The sequence below is a fragment of the Sorangium sp. So ce590 genome, assembly GCF_051521365.1.
In the GTDB taxonomy this organism is placed as follows: Bacteria; Myxococcota_A; Polyangia; order Polyangiales; family Polyangiaceae; genus Sorangium.
Genome location: NZ_CP150346.1, coordinates 4,096,184 through 4,110,811 on the forward strand (window position 1 = coordinate 4,096,184; position 14,628 = coordinate 4,110,811).

The 14,628-nt window shown below is 68.9% G+C and carries 9 protein-coding genes; 7 read left to right on the forward strand and 2 right to left on the reverse strand.

The window, feature by feature from the left end:
* Position 1 precedes the first annotated feature (1 nt).
* From WMF28_RS15435 to WMF28_RS15445, 3 genes are read left to right on the forward strand one after another with little or no spacing between them, the layout of a single operon-like run.
* Entirely contained in the window at positions 2-2,035 is a 2,034-nt protein-coding gene (locus WMF28_RS15435; protein ID WP_437602997.1) for a hypothetical protein, read from the forward strand.
* The gene (locus WMF28_RS15440; RefSeq protein WP_437602998.1) at positions 2,032-5,523 is read left to right on the forward strand and encodes a helicase-related protein; all 3,492 of its coding nucleotides are present in this window, start codon (positions 2,032-2,034) and stop codon (positions 5,521-5,523) included. The genes WMF28_RS15435 and WMF28_RS15440 overlap by 4 nt, the downstream gene beginning before the upstream one ends.
* A complete protein-coding gene (locus WMF28_RS15445; RefSeq protein ID WP_437602999.1) occupies positions 5,513-5,887 on the forward strand; it encodes a YbjN domain-containing protein in 375 nt (124 codons plus the stop codon). The genes WMF28_RS15440 and WMF28_RS15445 overlap by 11 nt, the downstream gene beginning before the upstream one ends.
* A gap of 320 nt (positions 5,888-6,207) precedes the next feature.
* On the opposite strand, the gene WMF28_RS15450 is transcribed toward WMF28_RS15445, so the two are convergent.
* Positions 6,208-7,485 carry a Kelch repeat-containing protein gene (locus WMF28_RS15450; RefSeq protein WP_437603000.1) on the reverse strand — a complete coding sequence of 426 codons (1,278 nt, stop codon included), beginning with the start codon at positions 7,483-7,485 and terminating at the stop codon, positions 6,208-6,210.
* A 405-nt stretch (positions 7,486-7,890) separates the two neighbouring features.
* On the opposite strand from WMF28_RS15450, the gene WMF28_RS15455 reads away from it, so the two are divergent.
* The 4 genes from WMF28_RS15455 (at position 7,891) to WMF28_RS15470 (ending at position 12,962) form a co-directional block, all read left to right on the forward strand.
* Entirely contained in the window at positions 7,891-9,336 is a 1,446-nt protein-coding gene (locus WMF28_RS15455) for a hypothetical protein (protein ID WP_437603001.1), read from the forward strand.
* 325 nt (positions 9,337-9,661) lie between these two features.
* Entirely contained in the window at positions 9,662-10,627 is a 966-nt protein-coding gene (locus WMF28_RS15460; protein ID WP_437603002.1) for a hypothetical protein, read from the forward strand.
* A complete protein-coding gene (locus WMF28_RS15465; protein ID WP_437603003.1) occupies positions 10,621-12,066 on the forward strand; it encodes a serine/threonine protein kinase in 1,446 nt (481 codons plus the stop codon). Before WMF28_RS15460 ends, WMF28_RS15465 begins: the two co-directional genes overlap by 7 nt.
* A gap of 26 nt (positions 12,067-12,092) precedes the next feature.
* Positions 12,093-12,962: a hypothetical protein gene (locus WMF28_RS15470; RefSeq protein ID WP_437603004.1), complete on the forward strand. Its 870-nt coding sequence runs from the start codon at positions 12,093-12,095 to the stop codon at positions 12,960-12,962.
* A gap of 1,117 nt (positions 12,963-14,079) precedes the next feature.
* Here the strand turns inward: WMF28_RS15470 and WMF28_RS15475 are convergent.
* Complete coding sequence (locus tag WMF28_RS15475; protein WP_437603005.1) at positions 14,080-14,616, reverse strand: RNA polymerase sigma factor; 537 nt, start codon at positions 14,614-14,616, stop codon at positions 14,080-14,082.
* Between the last annotated feature and the right edge of the window lie 12 nt (positions 14,617-14,628).

Sequence of the window (14,628 nt, forward strand, 5' to 3'; positions counted from 1 at the left end):
CGTGCCGGAGATCCCGCGCGCCGTGCTCTCACGCCACTTCGGCGACCGGATGAACGGGCGGCGCCTCGTGAGCGCCGTCTTCCTCACGTTCCGTTTCGACCCGGGCTTCTTCGAACAGGAGGTGCTCCCCGTCTTTCTCGACATTCCGGTGAGCCACGCGACGGCTGTTCGCCTGGTGCAGCTCGAGGACGCGCTCCGCAGCCTGCCCGGGCACATCGCGGTGTACTACGACGCCAACGGCCTGCAGCAGAGCGACGCCGGCGGGGCAAAGCTCGATGTGCGCCGGATCCCGGTGCAGCACCGGACGGGGATCTTCCACCCGAAGAACGTCTTCGTGCTCGTCGAGGAGAAGGAGCAGAACGCGGAGGGGCAACGGCCGCGGGCGCTGCTGGTGGCGAGCCTCTCGGCCAACCTGACCCGCGCCGGCTGGTGGGAGAACGTCGAGGTGTGCCATCTCGAAGAGATCCCCGAAGGGGGCAAGACGCGGCTTCGCGACGATCTCGTCGGGTTCCTCGGTTGGCTGGAGCGGAAGGTGCCAGCCCAGGAGGAGCACGTCGCGCTCCGGGAGATAAGGGCCTTCCTGCGGCGCACGGAGCAGCGCGCGGTCCGCTCCGAGGAGGGGGTGCTCCACACACACTTCTACGACGGGAAGCAGCCCGTCCCAGACTTCCTCGCCGAGGTGACGGGCAACGCGCTCCGGGGCATGTGCCTGGAGGTGATCTCTCCGTACTTCGACGATGCCGCCGAGGCGAAGCCTCTCGAGGATCTCCTCGCTCGCTTCTCACCGCGCGCGGTGCGCGTCTATCTGCCGCGCGGTCGCCGGGGCGAAGCGCTCTGCCGGCAGGAACTCTACGAGTCGGTGAGCGCCCTGCCGGGCGTGACCTGGGCAGGGCTGCCCAAAGAGCTGCTCCGCGGCGGCGAGATCAAGAACGCGGACAGCCGCCTGGTCCACGCCAAGGTGTACCGCTTCTTCTCGCAGCAACCGAAGCGGGAGATCCTCTTCGTGGGCTCGGCCAACCTGACGAACGCGGCCCACGGGGCCGGTGGTAACGTGGAGACCGGCTTCCTGGTCGAGGTGGTCCCGCCGCGGCGTCCAGACTTCTGGCTCGACGCCGAGGAGCGCCGCCCCGTCCACTTCCAGTTCGCGGGCGAAGACGAGGGCACGGCGGCGTCGGGCGGAACGCGGCTGCGCATCCGCTACCGCTGGGACACCGGCGCCGCCGAGGTGTACTGGGATGACCTGAAGCCCTCCCCGGGGCTGCGCGTCGAGGCGCAGGGCGAGGAGCTCTTCCGCCTCACCGCGCTGCCCGGCCGCGCGTGGAGCTCGCTGTCCGAGGACGACGCGCGTCGCCTCGCGGTGCTGCTGAAGAGCGCCTCGTTCCTGACCGTGCACGGCGAGGCCGTGACGCCGGGTGTGCTCCTGGTCCAGGAGGAGGGCATGTCGCACAAGCCCTCGCTGCTCACGGAGCTCTCGGCAGCCGACATCCTCCGCTACTGGTCGCTCCTCACCGTGGAGCAGCGGGCCGCCTTCCTGGAAGCGCGGGCCCCCGAGCTCGCGCTCCTGGGTCAGGGCGCCGACCTCATGGCGGCCGCCCGTCTGGTCGCCGACGCCGACACCCTGTTCGACCGCTTCGCCGGCATCTTTCACGCCTTCGGCTGCCTGGAGCGGGCGGTGCACGAGGCGCTCGAGAGAGGCAACGAGCGCGAGGCGATCTACCGTCTCTTTGGCAAGAAGTACGACTCGCTCGGGAGCCTGCTGGTGCGTGTCCTCGAAGGGAAGGGGCACGCCGATGCCGTCGACCGGTACGTCATGGTGCTCTGCGCCAGGCAGCTTTGCGCCGGGGTGCGGGGGAGATGGCCCGACTTCTGGCGTGAGCACGAGGTCGACGGCAAGGCGCTGGAGCGGTTGTTCGAGGGGGCCCGTCCCATCCGCGAGGCGCTGATTGCAAAGGCGCCTGACGAGATGGGTCCGTTCCTCGCGTGGTTCGACGAACGGTTCCTGCGTCGCCAGAAAGCGCACGAGGCGGGGACATGATCGACCTCCGTACGGCGGCTGAGCTTCTGGATTTCGGGGCCCGCATCGGCGGGGGGCAGCGCGCGCAGGAGCAGCTCGAGGGGGCCGTGGCGCTGCATGACATCCTCTGTCGCCGCGGCGTGGCGTACCTGGCCGACGAGGTCGGGATGGGCAAGACCTACGTGGCGCTCGGGGTGCTCGCCCTGTTCCGCCACTTCGAGCCCACCTTCCGTGTGCTCGTGCTTTCGCCGCGCGAGAACATCCAGCAGAAATGGATGAAGGAGCTCAGTAACTTCGTTCGCCACAACGTCCGCTTCGCGGACATGCGGGTGAAGGCGCTCGACGGGCGCCCGGCCCGCGCCCTCGTCTCCTGCAGCAACCTGCTCGAGCTGGTGCGCGAGACCGGGCTCGACGACGACCGTGACTTCTTCGGGCGCTTCAGCAGCTTCAGCCTCCCCCTCTCCGGCGACACGGAAAGCTGGCGGCGCACAAGCGATTCGTTCCGAAAGCACCTGCCCTGGGTCCACCCCGAGGTCTTTGACCTGCGGGTGAAAAAAGAGGCATTCAAGGACAACTTTGCCCGCGCCGTGTGCTGCGCGTTGCCGGTCTTCGACCTGGTGATCGTCGATGAGGCCCACAACCTCAAGCACGGCTTCCGCGAGCAGGCCGCTGCCCGCAACCGCGTCCTCGGCCTCGCCTTCGGCCACCCGTCGGAGAAGACGGGTGGCCGAAGGCGCCTCTTCCCCGGATACGGCTGCCGGGCAAAACGGGTGTTGTTCCTCTCGGCGACACCCATCGAAGAGACGTACACCCATCTCTGGAACCAGCTCGACCTCTTCGGGCACGCCAAGGGCTTCGAGGGGTTGCGGGATCCGGAGGTGAGCGAGGACGAGAAGAAGAAGCTCGCCGCGGAGATCCTCGTGCGCCGCGTCACCAGCATCCAGGTGAACGGCGCAGAGCACACGAAGAACCTCTACCGGCGAGAGTGGCGGCGCGGCGGCGTGGCGCAGCACGACCAGCCCATCCGGGTCGAGGACGACCGCCAACGTCTCGTCGTGGCGCTGGTGCAGAAGAAGGTGAGCGAGGTGCTCGGCGACGAGCGATTCAACGCGTCGTTCCAGATCGGCATGCTCGCGTCCTTCGAGAGCTTCCTGCAGACGGCGGGCGTGAAGCGCGACGACGAGGAGGCGAGCAACTTCGACGATCCGGATCAGACCGAAGAGCAGCAGGAGCGGGAGGGCATCGACGTCGGCTCGGTGAACGGGCTCGCGCGCGACTACCGCAAGCGCTTCGACGGGCAGGAGCTGCCGCACCCGAAGATGGACGCGGTTGTGGAGAGCCTGGCCGGCGCCTGGACCGGGGGGCGGAAGGCGCTGGTCTTCGTCCGGCGGGTCGCCTCCGTGAAGGAGCTGAAGCGGAAGCTCGATGATCGCTACGACATGTGGCTCATCGAGACGCTGCGCAGCCGGCTACCGGCGGAGGTTCGACCGAAGCTCGATCAGATGTACGCGCAGTACCGGGCAGAGAAGGCGCAGGCCCGTGATCTTGGTTCTGACGCATCCACACCCGGAGGCGGCGTACCAGGACGGCCCGGCGCGACGGGCGACGACGAGGATCGGGGCGGGACCGACACGTTCTTTGCGTGGTTCTTCCGGGGCGAAGGGCCGAAGGGGGTGATCAGCGGCGCCAACGTCCAGCAGCGCTTCGTGCAGCGCGGGGCGACCTACGCGACGTTCTTCGAGGACAACCACGTCATGGCGCTGCTCGGCGCTCGCCCCCAGGGAGTTACAACTGCCTTGGCCGAGGCGCTCGGTATGCCGGTCGAAGCGCTGCGCGCCGAGCTGCGACGGCGGTCGGCGCGCTTCCTGAGCAGCAAGGCGAAGAAGCACGCCCGCGGCGACCGCTTCATGGCGGTGCAGGCTGCGTCGATCGAGCTGCTCAAGGATCGGGAGGGGCCGCTCTGCGAAGACGCGCGGGTCATCTGGCACGATCGCTACGAGGCAGCGGCTAAGAAGCCCTATACGAAAGAGCCTCCGGAGATAGGCGACTGGCTTGAGCTCCCCACCTTCTGGACCGAGCTCCGCGAGCGGCCTCGTCTGCGTGCCCGGCTCTGGCCGGAGCCGCGTGCCCGGGACTTCCGCGGCGTGTTTCGGGAGCGGGAGCAACGCGCTCAGCTCCTCACCACGACGGCCCGACTCGGTCACGCCCTCATCGACCTCTATGTGATGACGATCGGCCGCATTCGCAGCCTCGACCTGCGCGCGCACGAGGTCGCCGAGGACGACGCGACTGTGGTCGACAAGGCGCGCATCGACGAGTACCTCGATCTGCTGGAGGGGCAGATGGCGGCGCCGCTCACGACGCGGTCGTGGGGGGCTTTCGACGAGCTCGCCGCGGTCGCGGACCACTTCGAGCTCATCCTGGATGTCAACGCGCCGGACGCGCGGACGCGCCCACCCTCCGAGACGGCGCGCGTCTTTGCAGACCTGCTTCGACGGCAGCAGCCCGTGGGCGGCATGTCGGGGCAGGTCAACGGCACCCTGGTCAAACAGTTCCGCATGCCCGGGTATCCGTTGGTGCTCGTGACCACCGATCTGCTCCAGGAGGGTGAGGATCTGCATACGTTCTGTTCGGCGGTGCATCACTACGGGATCTCATGGACCCCATCGGCGATGGAGCAGCGCATCGGCCGGATCGATCGCGTCCTCTCGCAGACGGATCGCCGCCTGTCCGGGCTTGCGGGGGAGCTCGGCGGCGAGGACATGCTGCAGGTGTACTACCCGCACCTGGAAGACACGGTAGAGGTGCTCCAGGTCCAGCGCGTCCTCGAGCGGATGAACGTATTTTTGCGCCTGATGCACGAGGGGCTGGGACAGGGCGAGGCGGAGCAGCGAAAGCTCGATGTCTCGAAGGAGATCGTCGGGGGCCGACGCTACGTGGAGCCGATCCGCGCGAGGCTGCGGAGCGCGTTCCCCGTGCCGCGGAGCGCGCTGTCGGGCGGGCGGCGAGGGCTGGCGGTAGAGTCAGCGGCCACGCAGGCGGCGCTCGCGCGCTTCGATCGGCTGCGCAGCCGACCTCTCGGAGCGCTGCGCGTCGCTTTGGAGGAGGCGGCGCCGCCGGGGGCGCTCCTCGGCACCGTGCAGCTCGAGCGCCGCCAGCAGCCGTTCGCGCTCTATCTGCAATCGTTCGGCGAACGACCGCTGGTCCGGTGCATCAGTCCTGTGGGCCGCGTATCGCCCGACGAGGGGCAGGACGCGATCGCCGAAGAGGTATCGGCGCTGCCCGTCCGGCTCGGGGTGATCGACAAGGAGGAGGGGTCGTACGATCTGACCGTCGAGGAGGACGTGCTTCTCGCGGCCGAGGAGCACGACGCTGAGCGCATCGCGGCGCTCATCGGCCGGGTCGCCGCGCAGGCCGATCGGTTGGAGCAGCATCACCTTCCGGGGCATGACGAGCCGCTGGCAACGTTCCGGAGCGACCTGGAGAAGGAGTCGACCGATGGCGCGTGAGTGGACACGCTTGTGCAAGGGCGCGGGCTTCGCGATCGACGGTGACGAGATCGAGGTACGGTTCGCCGACGAGCGGCACCAGCGGGTGCGCGTAGCCGACGAGGGGGACGCTTTTCGGGTCGTGGGCGTGGTCGCCCAGCGGGCCGAGGTCCAGCGGCAGGAGAAAATCGCCCTGAGGGCATGGCGCAGGAATCGGTCGACGCAGCTCGTGGGGTTCCGGCTCGACGACCGAGGGCGGCTCGTGGGCGAGTCGTGGGTACCGAAGGCGGGGCTGTCGGGGGAGGAGTTCGCGACGTACGTGCGGCAGGTGGCGGCGGAGTGTGATCGGCTCGAATATCTGTTGACGGGGAAAGATACGGAGTAGGTCGCCGGAGCCGATCGTCAGCGCGCCATCGATGTAACGCTTCTGGTCTTTGCCGGGCGTGAGCACATGTTTCTGCCGGCCGCGCCGCATCCAGTCGAGCCCGAGCCGCGGGTTGAGGTCGACGTCCATCTCATCGGCGTAGAAGGCGATCTCCTCGCGAGGCAGGCCACGGATGATCGCCGACGTTCGCGCCATGACCGGCGAGACGCCGCGCGCGCTCGTCGCGCGGCCGCCCAACGCTGCGACACCGGCGCGCCGAGGAGGAGAGTGAGCGGGCCCCGGGGCGATCCCCCGCGCACCGCGCGGCGCCCCTGGACGCGTCACCGCTTCTTCTTGCAGCCCCCGTAGCGCTCCACGCTCTCGATCGCCGGCGGATTCGAGAAGTACGTCGCGTCATACCCGCCCGTGATGAGGACCGAGCCGTCTTGCAGCGTCGTCGCGGTGTGGAAGGCCCTCGGGATCGGGTCGTCGATCACGGTCCACGTATTGTTCGCCTCCTTGTAGATCTCGGCGCCCTCATCGCCGATGGCCATGACGCGGCCGTGGGACATGGGCGCCACGGCGGAGGCCCAGGTGTGGCGGAAATTCGGCGGCGGGGTCAGCGTCCACGTGTCGCTCGCGGGATCGTAGATCTCGGCGGTCTCGCCCGCATCGACGAGGACCACGATCTCCTCCTCGGTGCCGCCGTAGATCTGGCCGCCGCCGCCGACCACCAGCACCCGCCCGCTGGGCAGCAGCGTGGCCGTGTGCTGCATGCGAGGCAGGTTCGTCGGCGCCGCCGCCGTCCAGGCGCCCGTGGCCGGATCGTAGATCTCGACGCCGGTGCGACCTTCGGGCATCTCGTTGCCGTTCAACTTGTACCCGCCGGCGACGAGCACGCGCCCATCCTGGAGCAGCGTCGCCGTATGCAGGTGGCGAGTCACCGACATCGACCCTGCGCTGGACCAGGTGTTCGTGGCAGGATCGTAGAGCACGGCCTCCTTCAGAACACTCTCGTCGTCGCTGCCGCCCGTGCGCAGCACCAGCCCGTTCGGCAGGGGAGTCAGCGCCGTCTGGGCAAACTCCCAGCCATGGATCGACTCGCCGGGCGTGAGGGGGACGCTCGTCGTCGCGCCCGTGCTCGGATCGTAGACAAGCCCGCCCGGGCTGAAGAGCACCCGGCCGTCCGGCAGGGGCGCCGCGCCCACGGGGGCCAGCGGGTAGGGCAGCGTGCCGCCGGTCGTCCACGCGTCGGCGGCGGGATTGTAGAAGTCGACCGTCGTGGGGTAGGGGTAGTCGCCGCTGCCGCCGGCGACCATCACCTGGCCGTCCGGCATGAGCAGGGCGATGTGCCGCTCTCGCGCCCGGGGCAGCGGCGCCACAGAGGACCACTCCGCGTGGACACCGATGTGGCCGCGGCACTTCTTCTTCTGCTTCTCCTTCTGCTTCTTCGCGTGGTGGTCGGCCGACGGCGCCGCGTTCGCCTGGAGCGCCGCGTCTTCGAGCGCCGCTTCCGCGAGCGCCGCGGGCTCCGATGCAGGACCGCAGCCGGCGGCCACGAGCGCGGCGAGGGAAAGGAAGGCGATCAGACCACGATGGCAGTGACCGGTGGGAGACATGGTAAGACCTCGTCAGGTGTTGGGGGAGGACGGAGCCGTCCCCTGCGGGGACGCGCCACGAGCGCCGAGCGCAACAGTGGATCATATCAGAGGATCATGTGGGTGAGCGCGAGTTCCCCGGGTGGACCACGATCCGTGGGCGGTCACCCGCAACACAGACGCACACTGCGCTTCTCCTGTGCGTGCCAGGATCCGATGTGGAGGTCCGCGCCGGATTCGGCCTGGAAAATTTCGACGGTTCACCGGAAAGCATCGCGTTATTCGCTTCGGCCATTCCGTGTGGCTTCTGAATTTTCTCATTTCATGTCCCATTTTCTCAACTGACCGACTCCCATCCGACCCTGGACGTCGTGAGCCCGTCGGCAGTGCTGAATCGAGACGGACGTTGCGGTACGGTGCGCGCGCATGGCGAAGCCGAATCCCCGGATCTCGAAGGATCGTCAGCTCCGTCCCGTGGCGCGCCCGGCGCGCGGTACCCAGCGGGACGACCGGCGCCCCAAGGTCGTCGACCTCCGCCTGCTGCGCACCTTCCTGCGGGCGCCCGGCCCCCTCGACGAGCGCGCGGAGCCGCAGCCCCCGGCGTCCACGCTTCCTCTGCCCGGTGACGACGTCCCCCTGTCCCTCGACGAGATCGAGGCGGCCTTCCGCGATCAGTCCGTGACGCGCTTGCCGTGGATCCGACAGGCCGCCGCCGTGCTGGATGCGCGGCAGACGCCGATGACCGCGGAGGAGATCGAGACCTTCCTCGCCGGGCTCACGAGGTACCGAGAGAAGCTCGGCCCCCGCAACGGGCCGGGGAAGAGCGACCTCTTCATCCACGGTGACGGCGGACGGCTCACGCTGAACCCCGCCGCGCCCGGCCTCGTCGCGATGCGGCGGGCGATCCGCGAGCTGTCACAGCCGGTGCTCGTCCAGCGAGCGCAGCGCACGTCGCGAGAGGCGCAGCGCACGTCGCGAGAGGCGCAGCGCTCGGAGCCGGAGGCGCAGCGCGCCGCGCCGGAGCAGCACAGGGCGGTCCGCCGCGCGAAGCTCGACGCGGAGGCGCAGCGCGACGCCGAGATCGCGCGCGCGTCCCGTCGCGCCGTCCTTCGCGTGGTCCCTTCCGCCGCGCATCCGCAGGCCGTGGCGCTGCTCGACGTCGGCCCGCGATCGATCCAGACCTTCATCGGCCGCGACGCCGCCGAGCTCGCTGGGGTGCTCGCGCGATTCGACGTGATCGCAGGGCTCCACATCCGCGACACGCTGCACGCGCTGGGGTTCGACGCGGACCGCTGCCGGGTCGTGGACCTCGGGCCTCCGCAGGCGTCCAGGCGCCTGGACCGCACGGGCCGTACGCTCCAGATCACGCCGGAGCTCGTCATCGCCGGAACCACCCGCATCAGCCGTCCTCTCGGCGAGCCCGAGCGGATGGCGCGCTACCTGTCCGAAGGCGACCACCAGCGGCTTGCGCGTCGGATCGAGAGCGATGTCAAGGCGCTCCTCTCCTTCTACCAGTACGGTGTCCTCCACGGCTCCGTTCGGCTTCGCTATGGCCCCCTCGACGAAGCGCTGGCCGTCGACTGGGCCCTGCCCGGCGACGTGAGCCTCCACCAGCAGCTGAAGAGCGCCCGCGAGAAGTGCGCGGCCGTCGACCTGGTGATCGGCGCAGCGCCGGGCTGGGCCGATCCGTGGTCGCGGGCGCGGCGCGTGCGCGTCGTCGACCTCAGCTGGCCTGAGGTCGTCTTGACAAGGGACGAGGAGGGCAACGTCCTCCCGATAGGACGGGATGAGATCCAGGCGATCCGCGTGGCGCCTGACGATGCCGCGCAGTGGGCGTGGAACGAGCTCCGGATCCCGGACGAGCAACCGTAGGGAACAGGCCATCCATCTCGACGTCTGGAGGCCACACGCCGCTGTCCATGTGTTCAGAGCGCTCGGCCCGTGGACTGCGCGAGCTGCATTGGACAGCCCACGCAGCGCTTATTTTTATTTTTGTGAGAATTTGAGATGGGTTCACGTAACGCGAATGGCGGCCGATTTCGGCTCTACGAGTTGTTCTTCCGGATCTTCTGAAAACTGATGCTGGTATAAGAGCGACGCCGCGCGGAACGAGTCCGCGCGGCGTCGGGTCCACCTCGGTGCCGCGAGGCGAACCATGCGCGCTCGTAGACGACTGATCTGTTCATCACAAGGGGCTATGGCAGCCGCCCTCGCGCTGTGCTCCAGCGCGCTCGCCGCGGACCCTGCGCCAGGGTCCCGCGAGGTGGATGCGCTCATCCGCGAAGCCGATGCGGCCGTGAAGCGGCTCGATGTCAACCGCGCCCGCGACCTCTGGGCGCAGGTCTACGCGCTCAAGCCTTTGACGATGGCGCTCTGTCAGCTCGGCCAGCTGGATCTCCGCCTCGGGCGCCTGGAGGAAGCCGCGGCGGAGCTATCGAAATGCGTCGAGCAGATGCCTGCGCCCACCAACGCCGTCGAGCGCCGCCGTTACGAGGTGAGGCGAGCCGATCTCGCCGCGGTACGCCAGCGCGTGGCGGAGATTCACCTGCTCGCGCCCCCGGACGCGGCGCGGCTCCTCCTGAACGGCAAGGAGGTGAAGGCCGGCAGCCCGATCTACGTCGCGCCGGGCCAGCACGAGGTGACCGTCACCGGGCGGCACGGGCAGGTCGCTCGCACGCTGGTGAAGGTCGCAGCCGGCGAGTCGCGAAACATATCCCTCTCCTTCGAGAGCCCGCCAGGGGCCGCGGCGCCGAGAGCTCGTCCACCTGCGCGTGTCACAGCAGCGCCGGCGCGGATAGCGCAGGCGCCGGCGCGATCCGGGCCGAAGCCGTGGATCGTTGGCACGGGCGCCGCTGTCTCGACGGCCCTGCTCGTCACGGGCATCGGGCTGCACCTGGCGGCCAACGCCTCGGACAACGAGGCTGTCGCGAGGGTCGCCCAGGTAGGCGACGAGCAACTGCTCCCGAGCAGCCCCGAGTTCCGTCAGGTTTACGACGAGGCAACAGCCGCCAACACGCGAGCGAACCTGCTGCACGGATTCGGATCGGGGGCGCTCATCGCCGGCGCCGTGGCGGGCGCCGCGACGCTCATCTACGTCGTATTGCCGCATGACACGGAGATCCGGGCTCGCGCCGCCGGTGCGGAGGTGACGATCGCATGGTAGCCAAGGGCGAGATCTGGGAGGGGCACGAGCTCGTGAACGAGCTGGCTCGGGGCATGGTGCGCACCTTCCTCGCGAGGCAGCTCGGAGACACGAGGGAGCTCGTCTGGGTGCACGTGCGGGAAGGCGCGCGGATCGAGCGCGACGTGTTTGCCGCGGAGATCGAGCGCTTGCAGCGCCTCGCCGACAAGGTGCCGCAGGTCGCGCGCGTGCTTTACGGCGGGCTCAGCGGGACCGTCGCCTGGGCAGCGACGCCGTTCCACAAGGACGCGATCCGGCTCAGGGACGCCACGCGCGCGGCGGATCTCGGGCTCACCGCCGTGAGGATGCTCATCGAGCTCGGGCAGAGCCTCGCGCGCGCGCACGACCTCGGCGCGATCCATGGCGCCTTGAGCCCGGAGCGGGTGCTCATCGCCGCCGAGAACGGGTACGCCATCACCCACTTCGGCTTCGTTCGCCTCTTTCAGCTCGCCGAGGAGGAGGCGCTCCGGGAGCCGTGCCACGCGGCGCCGGAGCTCATCTTCGGCGGCCGGCTGGGCAAGCGCACCGATGTCTACGGATTCGGCACCGTCATGTACGAGCTCCTGTGCCAGCGCGAGCTCTACGCCGACGAGGAGCATCGGACCCTGTCCGAGAAGACCTGGGAGCCCAGGTTCCCCATCACGGTTCCTCCGGTGCTTCGCTGTGTGATGAAGAAGGCCCTCGCGAAGGAGCCGAGGGACCGGTATCCCAGCGTGGAACAGATGCTCACGGTGCTGGCGGCCATCGCCGACGCGTGGGCGGAGCTGGGGCGAGCGCCCGCGGACCTCGAGGACGCTGCTGTGACCGGATCGCCCGCGGAGCGCCAGGGGGCTCCCGAGGAGGCGTGGGAGCCATTCGCGCGCGACGAGGAGGCGCCGATGGCTGCGCCGGTGCCCGTGGTGACCCCGAGCCTCGACCGGGTGCTCGAGGACGATATCGCCCCGATCGAGGTGTCTTCCCTCGATCCCCCGTCGCGCCAGGCGCGCGAGCTGGCGGGACCGGCGCCGAGCCCGCCACGGATGCCGGAGCTGCCTCTCCCGGTACGCTCGAGCGAGGACACCGGAACGCGTGTCGCGGTGCGCTGGCTCGGCGCGCTGCTCGTGCTGGGAGCGGCGCTCGTGCTGGGAGCGGCGCTCGGGGCCGGGAGCGCGATGTCCTGGCGGCAGCGCCCTCCCGAGGCCGTTGCGCGCCTGGCGCAGATCGTCCAGCCCGCGGCCCTTCGATCCGGCGCGCCGTGTCCTCTCAGGCCCGCCGGCGCGCTCCAGGAAGCACCAGTTGCCGCGCCGCCCGTCGCGCCTCGGTCCCTGGCGAACGGCCAGGCCATGGTCGCGCGGGAAGCCGCAACGCGGCGGCCGTCGCCGGAGGTCGAGCACTGTGACGGTATCTACGCGGGCTATCTATGCGGGCACGACAACTACTGAACCGCGGGCAGCAGGAGGGGTTCACGATGCACCCGGCAGCTTGGCTCATGCTCGGCGCTCTGGCGCTCGTCGCCTGTGGGGATGAGCTCGAGCTCTACGGGCCCCGCATGGATGATGACCCGGTGTTGCTCTGGGTGGGACGTCACGCGGAGGCGCCGCCGTGTCCTGGAGATCGCCTGGACTACTGGGAGGGGTGGGCTTATGAAGCCGCTTCGGACGAATGCGGCCCCTGCACGTGCGGCCCTGCCGCATGCGTCGCGCCGTCGAGCCTGACGACGCACGCCGCGATCCGCTGCGACGGCGAAGGAGAGCCGCTCACGATCGCTGCTGAGGAGGGCTGGCATGGAACATGTGTTGCTATCGATCCCCCTGTCTCGAGCGAACGCTTCGCGTCCGTCCTCTTCGCGCCGCCGGCGCTGGCTCCCCAGTGCGCGCCCTCGCCGCCGCTCGAGCCGCCGCCCATCTCGGGAGATTTTGCAAAGGTCTGCCCGCTGGAATGGTCGCACGCTTCCTGGGAGCGCTTCGCGTTGTGTATCACACCGGAGGCCGATGGGTTATGCCGGCCTGGCTTCACGAATCGCCTGGCGTTCACGGTGCGACTCAGCGACGACCGCGCGTGTACCCCATGTGCCTGCGGCGCTCCGACAGGGGGCCGCTGCATGGCCGACGTCATGCTGTACGGAGACGCCACGTGCAATACCCAGATCGACCTGGGTGCGTTCATCGATCAAGGTGACAACCCGTGTCACGATGTTCCTGCGCCCCTGCCGCTGGCGGCAGTGCGGACAGTGCTCACCCGCGCGGAGTCGGGCTCCTGCACGCCAACGCCGGCCACCTCCAAGGTGGTTGGCACGGTGGAGCGAGGCGAGAAGCGCGTGTTCTGCTGTGAAAAGTAGCGCTCACCTGGGAAGCTGCGCGCGGAGGGCGCTCCTGCCAACGCACGAATCACTCGTTGCGGATGAACCGGCGCACATCGGAGGACGACAAGCCGTATGACTGTCCAAATCTCGCGGAGAGCCCTGGTGTCCGGTGAAAGGGTGGTGGTTGCGATGCGATTTTCCGTGGTCTACACGCTGGTAACGCTCGCATTGCTCGGCTGCTCTTCGCCGTATCCTGACGATCTGCCTTCGCCGGACCTCCGAGATAAAGTTTTCGTCTACCTGACGGGTTATGAGGATAGGCACGAATGTATACAGAGTAATCAGCTCCTGTGGGAGTCATTGGTCGATGTTATACCGATCGAAGATGTTGAGCAGGACAAATGCGAGCCGTGTGAGTGTGGCCCGGCCGAGTGCGTCCTGCCGTCCAAGGTGACTGCGCATGCGTCCGTCTGCCCCGGCGACGGCGCCGCCGGCACGTTCGATGCTGGCTCGTCGTGGGATGGTTCCTGTGCGGCGCGCACTCCGCCCATAGAGAGCGACGCCTTCGCCGCGGTGACGTTCGATCCGCCAACGCTGGCTTCCTGCGCACCCGTGTCGCGAGCGCCGGAGCCGTCGCGTCGCGCTCTGGCGTTCGCCACGGTGTGCGCGGCGAGCCCCCAAGGTTCCGGTCCCACCTCAGCGGTCCCCTGCTATCCTCCGCAGGCAAACGGAAGCTGCTGGCGCGGGTACGGTGTTCGGCACGAGTTCACGACAGTCATCGATACCCGCACGTGCAAGCCTTGCAAATGCGGTGCACCGAGCGGCGGGAAGTGCGCGGCGAATACAATATTATATCAAGACAAGTATTGTCTGGACGAGCTGGATAGCTATTTTATTTCGGATAAAGATCCGCCGATGTGCAGCAGGGGGACCACCGGACCGCTCGCGGGGATGCGGTCTGTGTTCACCCAGACGGAGCCGGGTACGTGCGCCCCTTCTGTCTCCGAATTCGAGGGCGGCGCGCTCGAGCGGGGGATCACTCGCGCGCTGTGCTGCAAACACTAGAGACGCTCGGCAAGCGTCTCTCGTTCTGTTATCGGCCTACGGGCGGCCCGGATCGGACGCCCTCCGCCGCCGACCTCGCGTGCGCCCCTCATTCCCCCCCGTCCAAAGGCTCGACCAGGGCACGCAGCGCGGCGAGCGCACGCGTGCGCCTGTACGCGGTGGACATGGGGACCTCGATCTTCTCGACAAGGTCACCCATGGACATCTCCTCGATGTCGTGCCCGACGAGCACCTCGCGCTCGTGGGGATCGAGCCTGTCGATCGCGTCGAGCACGCCGAGCCGGGTCTCCTCCGCGACAAGGAGGCTCAGCGCGTCAGGCGCCGGGTCCGGGACGTCCAGCGGTTCGTCCAGGAGCACCTCTCTCCGCCGCGACGCCCGTTCATGGTAGTGCGAGCAGACGTGCAGCATGATCCTGTTCAGCCATCGCACGGGCCTCGCGTGCTCGGGGTCGTACGTGGGCCAGCTGTGCCAGACGCAGAGCCAGACTTCGCCCGCCACGTCGTCCCGATCGCGGGCTGGAACGCCGAGGCGCTCCAGCCAGCGCAGCACGTCGCGGAACACCTTCGGGCGGAACAGGCTCGCTGCCGCAGCAGAGCGCGTGTCTTCGGTTGGCGGCCGATGCATGGGTCCTCTCCT

Excerpts from the sequence above, each read along its gene's own strand:
- WMF28_RS15440 (WP_437602998.1), top strand. The coding sequence starts at position 2,032 with ATGATCGACCTCCGTACGGCGGCTGAGCTTCTGGATTTCGGGGCCCGC.
- WMF28_RS15445 (WP_437602999.1), top strand. The coding sequence starts at position 5,513 with ATGGCGCGTGAGTGGACACGCTTGTGCAAGGGCGCGGGCTTCGCGATC.
- WMF28_RS15450 (WP_437603000.1), bottom strand. The coding sequence starts at position 7,485 with ATGTCTCCCACCGGTCACTGCCATCGTGGTCTGATCGCCTTCCTTTCC.
- WMF28_RS15455 (WP_437603001.1), top strand. The coding sequence starts at position 7,891 with ATGGCGAAGCCGAATCCCCGGATCTCGAAGGATCGTCAGCTCCGTCCC.
- WMF28_RS15460 (WP_437603002.1), top strand. The coding sequence starts at position 9,662 with ATGGCAGCCGCCCTCGCGCTGTGCTCCAGCGCGCTCGCCGCGGACCCT.
- WMF28_RS15465 (WP_437603003.1), top strand. The coding sequence starts at position 10,621 with ATGGTAGCCAAGGGCGAGATCTGGGAGGGGCACGAGCTCGTGAACGAG.
- WMF28_RS15470 (WP_437603004.1), top strand. The coding sequence starts at position 12,093 with ATGCACCCGGCAGCTTGGCTCATGCTCGGCGCTCTGGCGCTCGTCGCC.
- WMF28_RS15475 (WP_437603005.1), bottom strand. The coding sequence starts at position 14,616 with ATGCATCGGCCGCCAACCGAAGACACGCGCTCTGCTGCGGCAGCGAGC.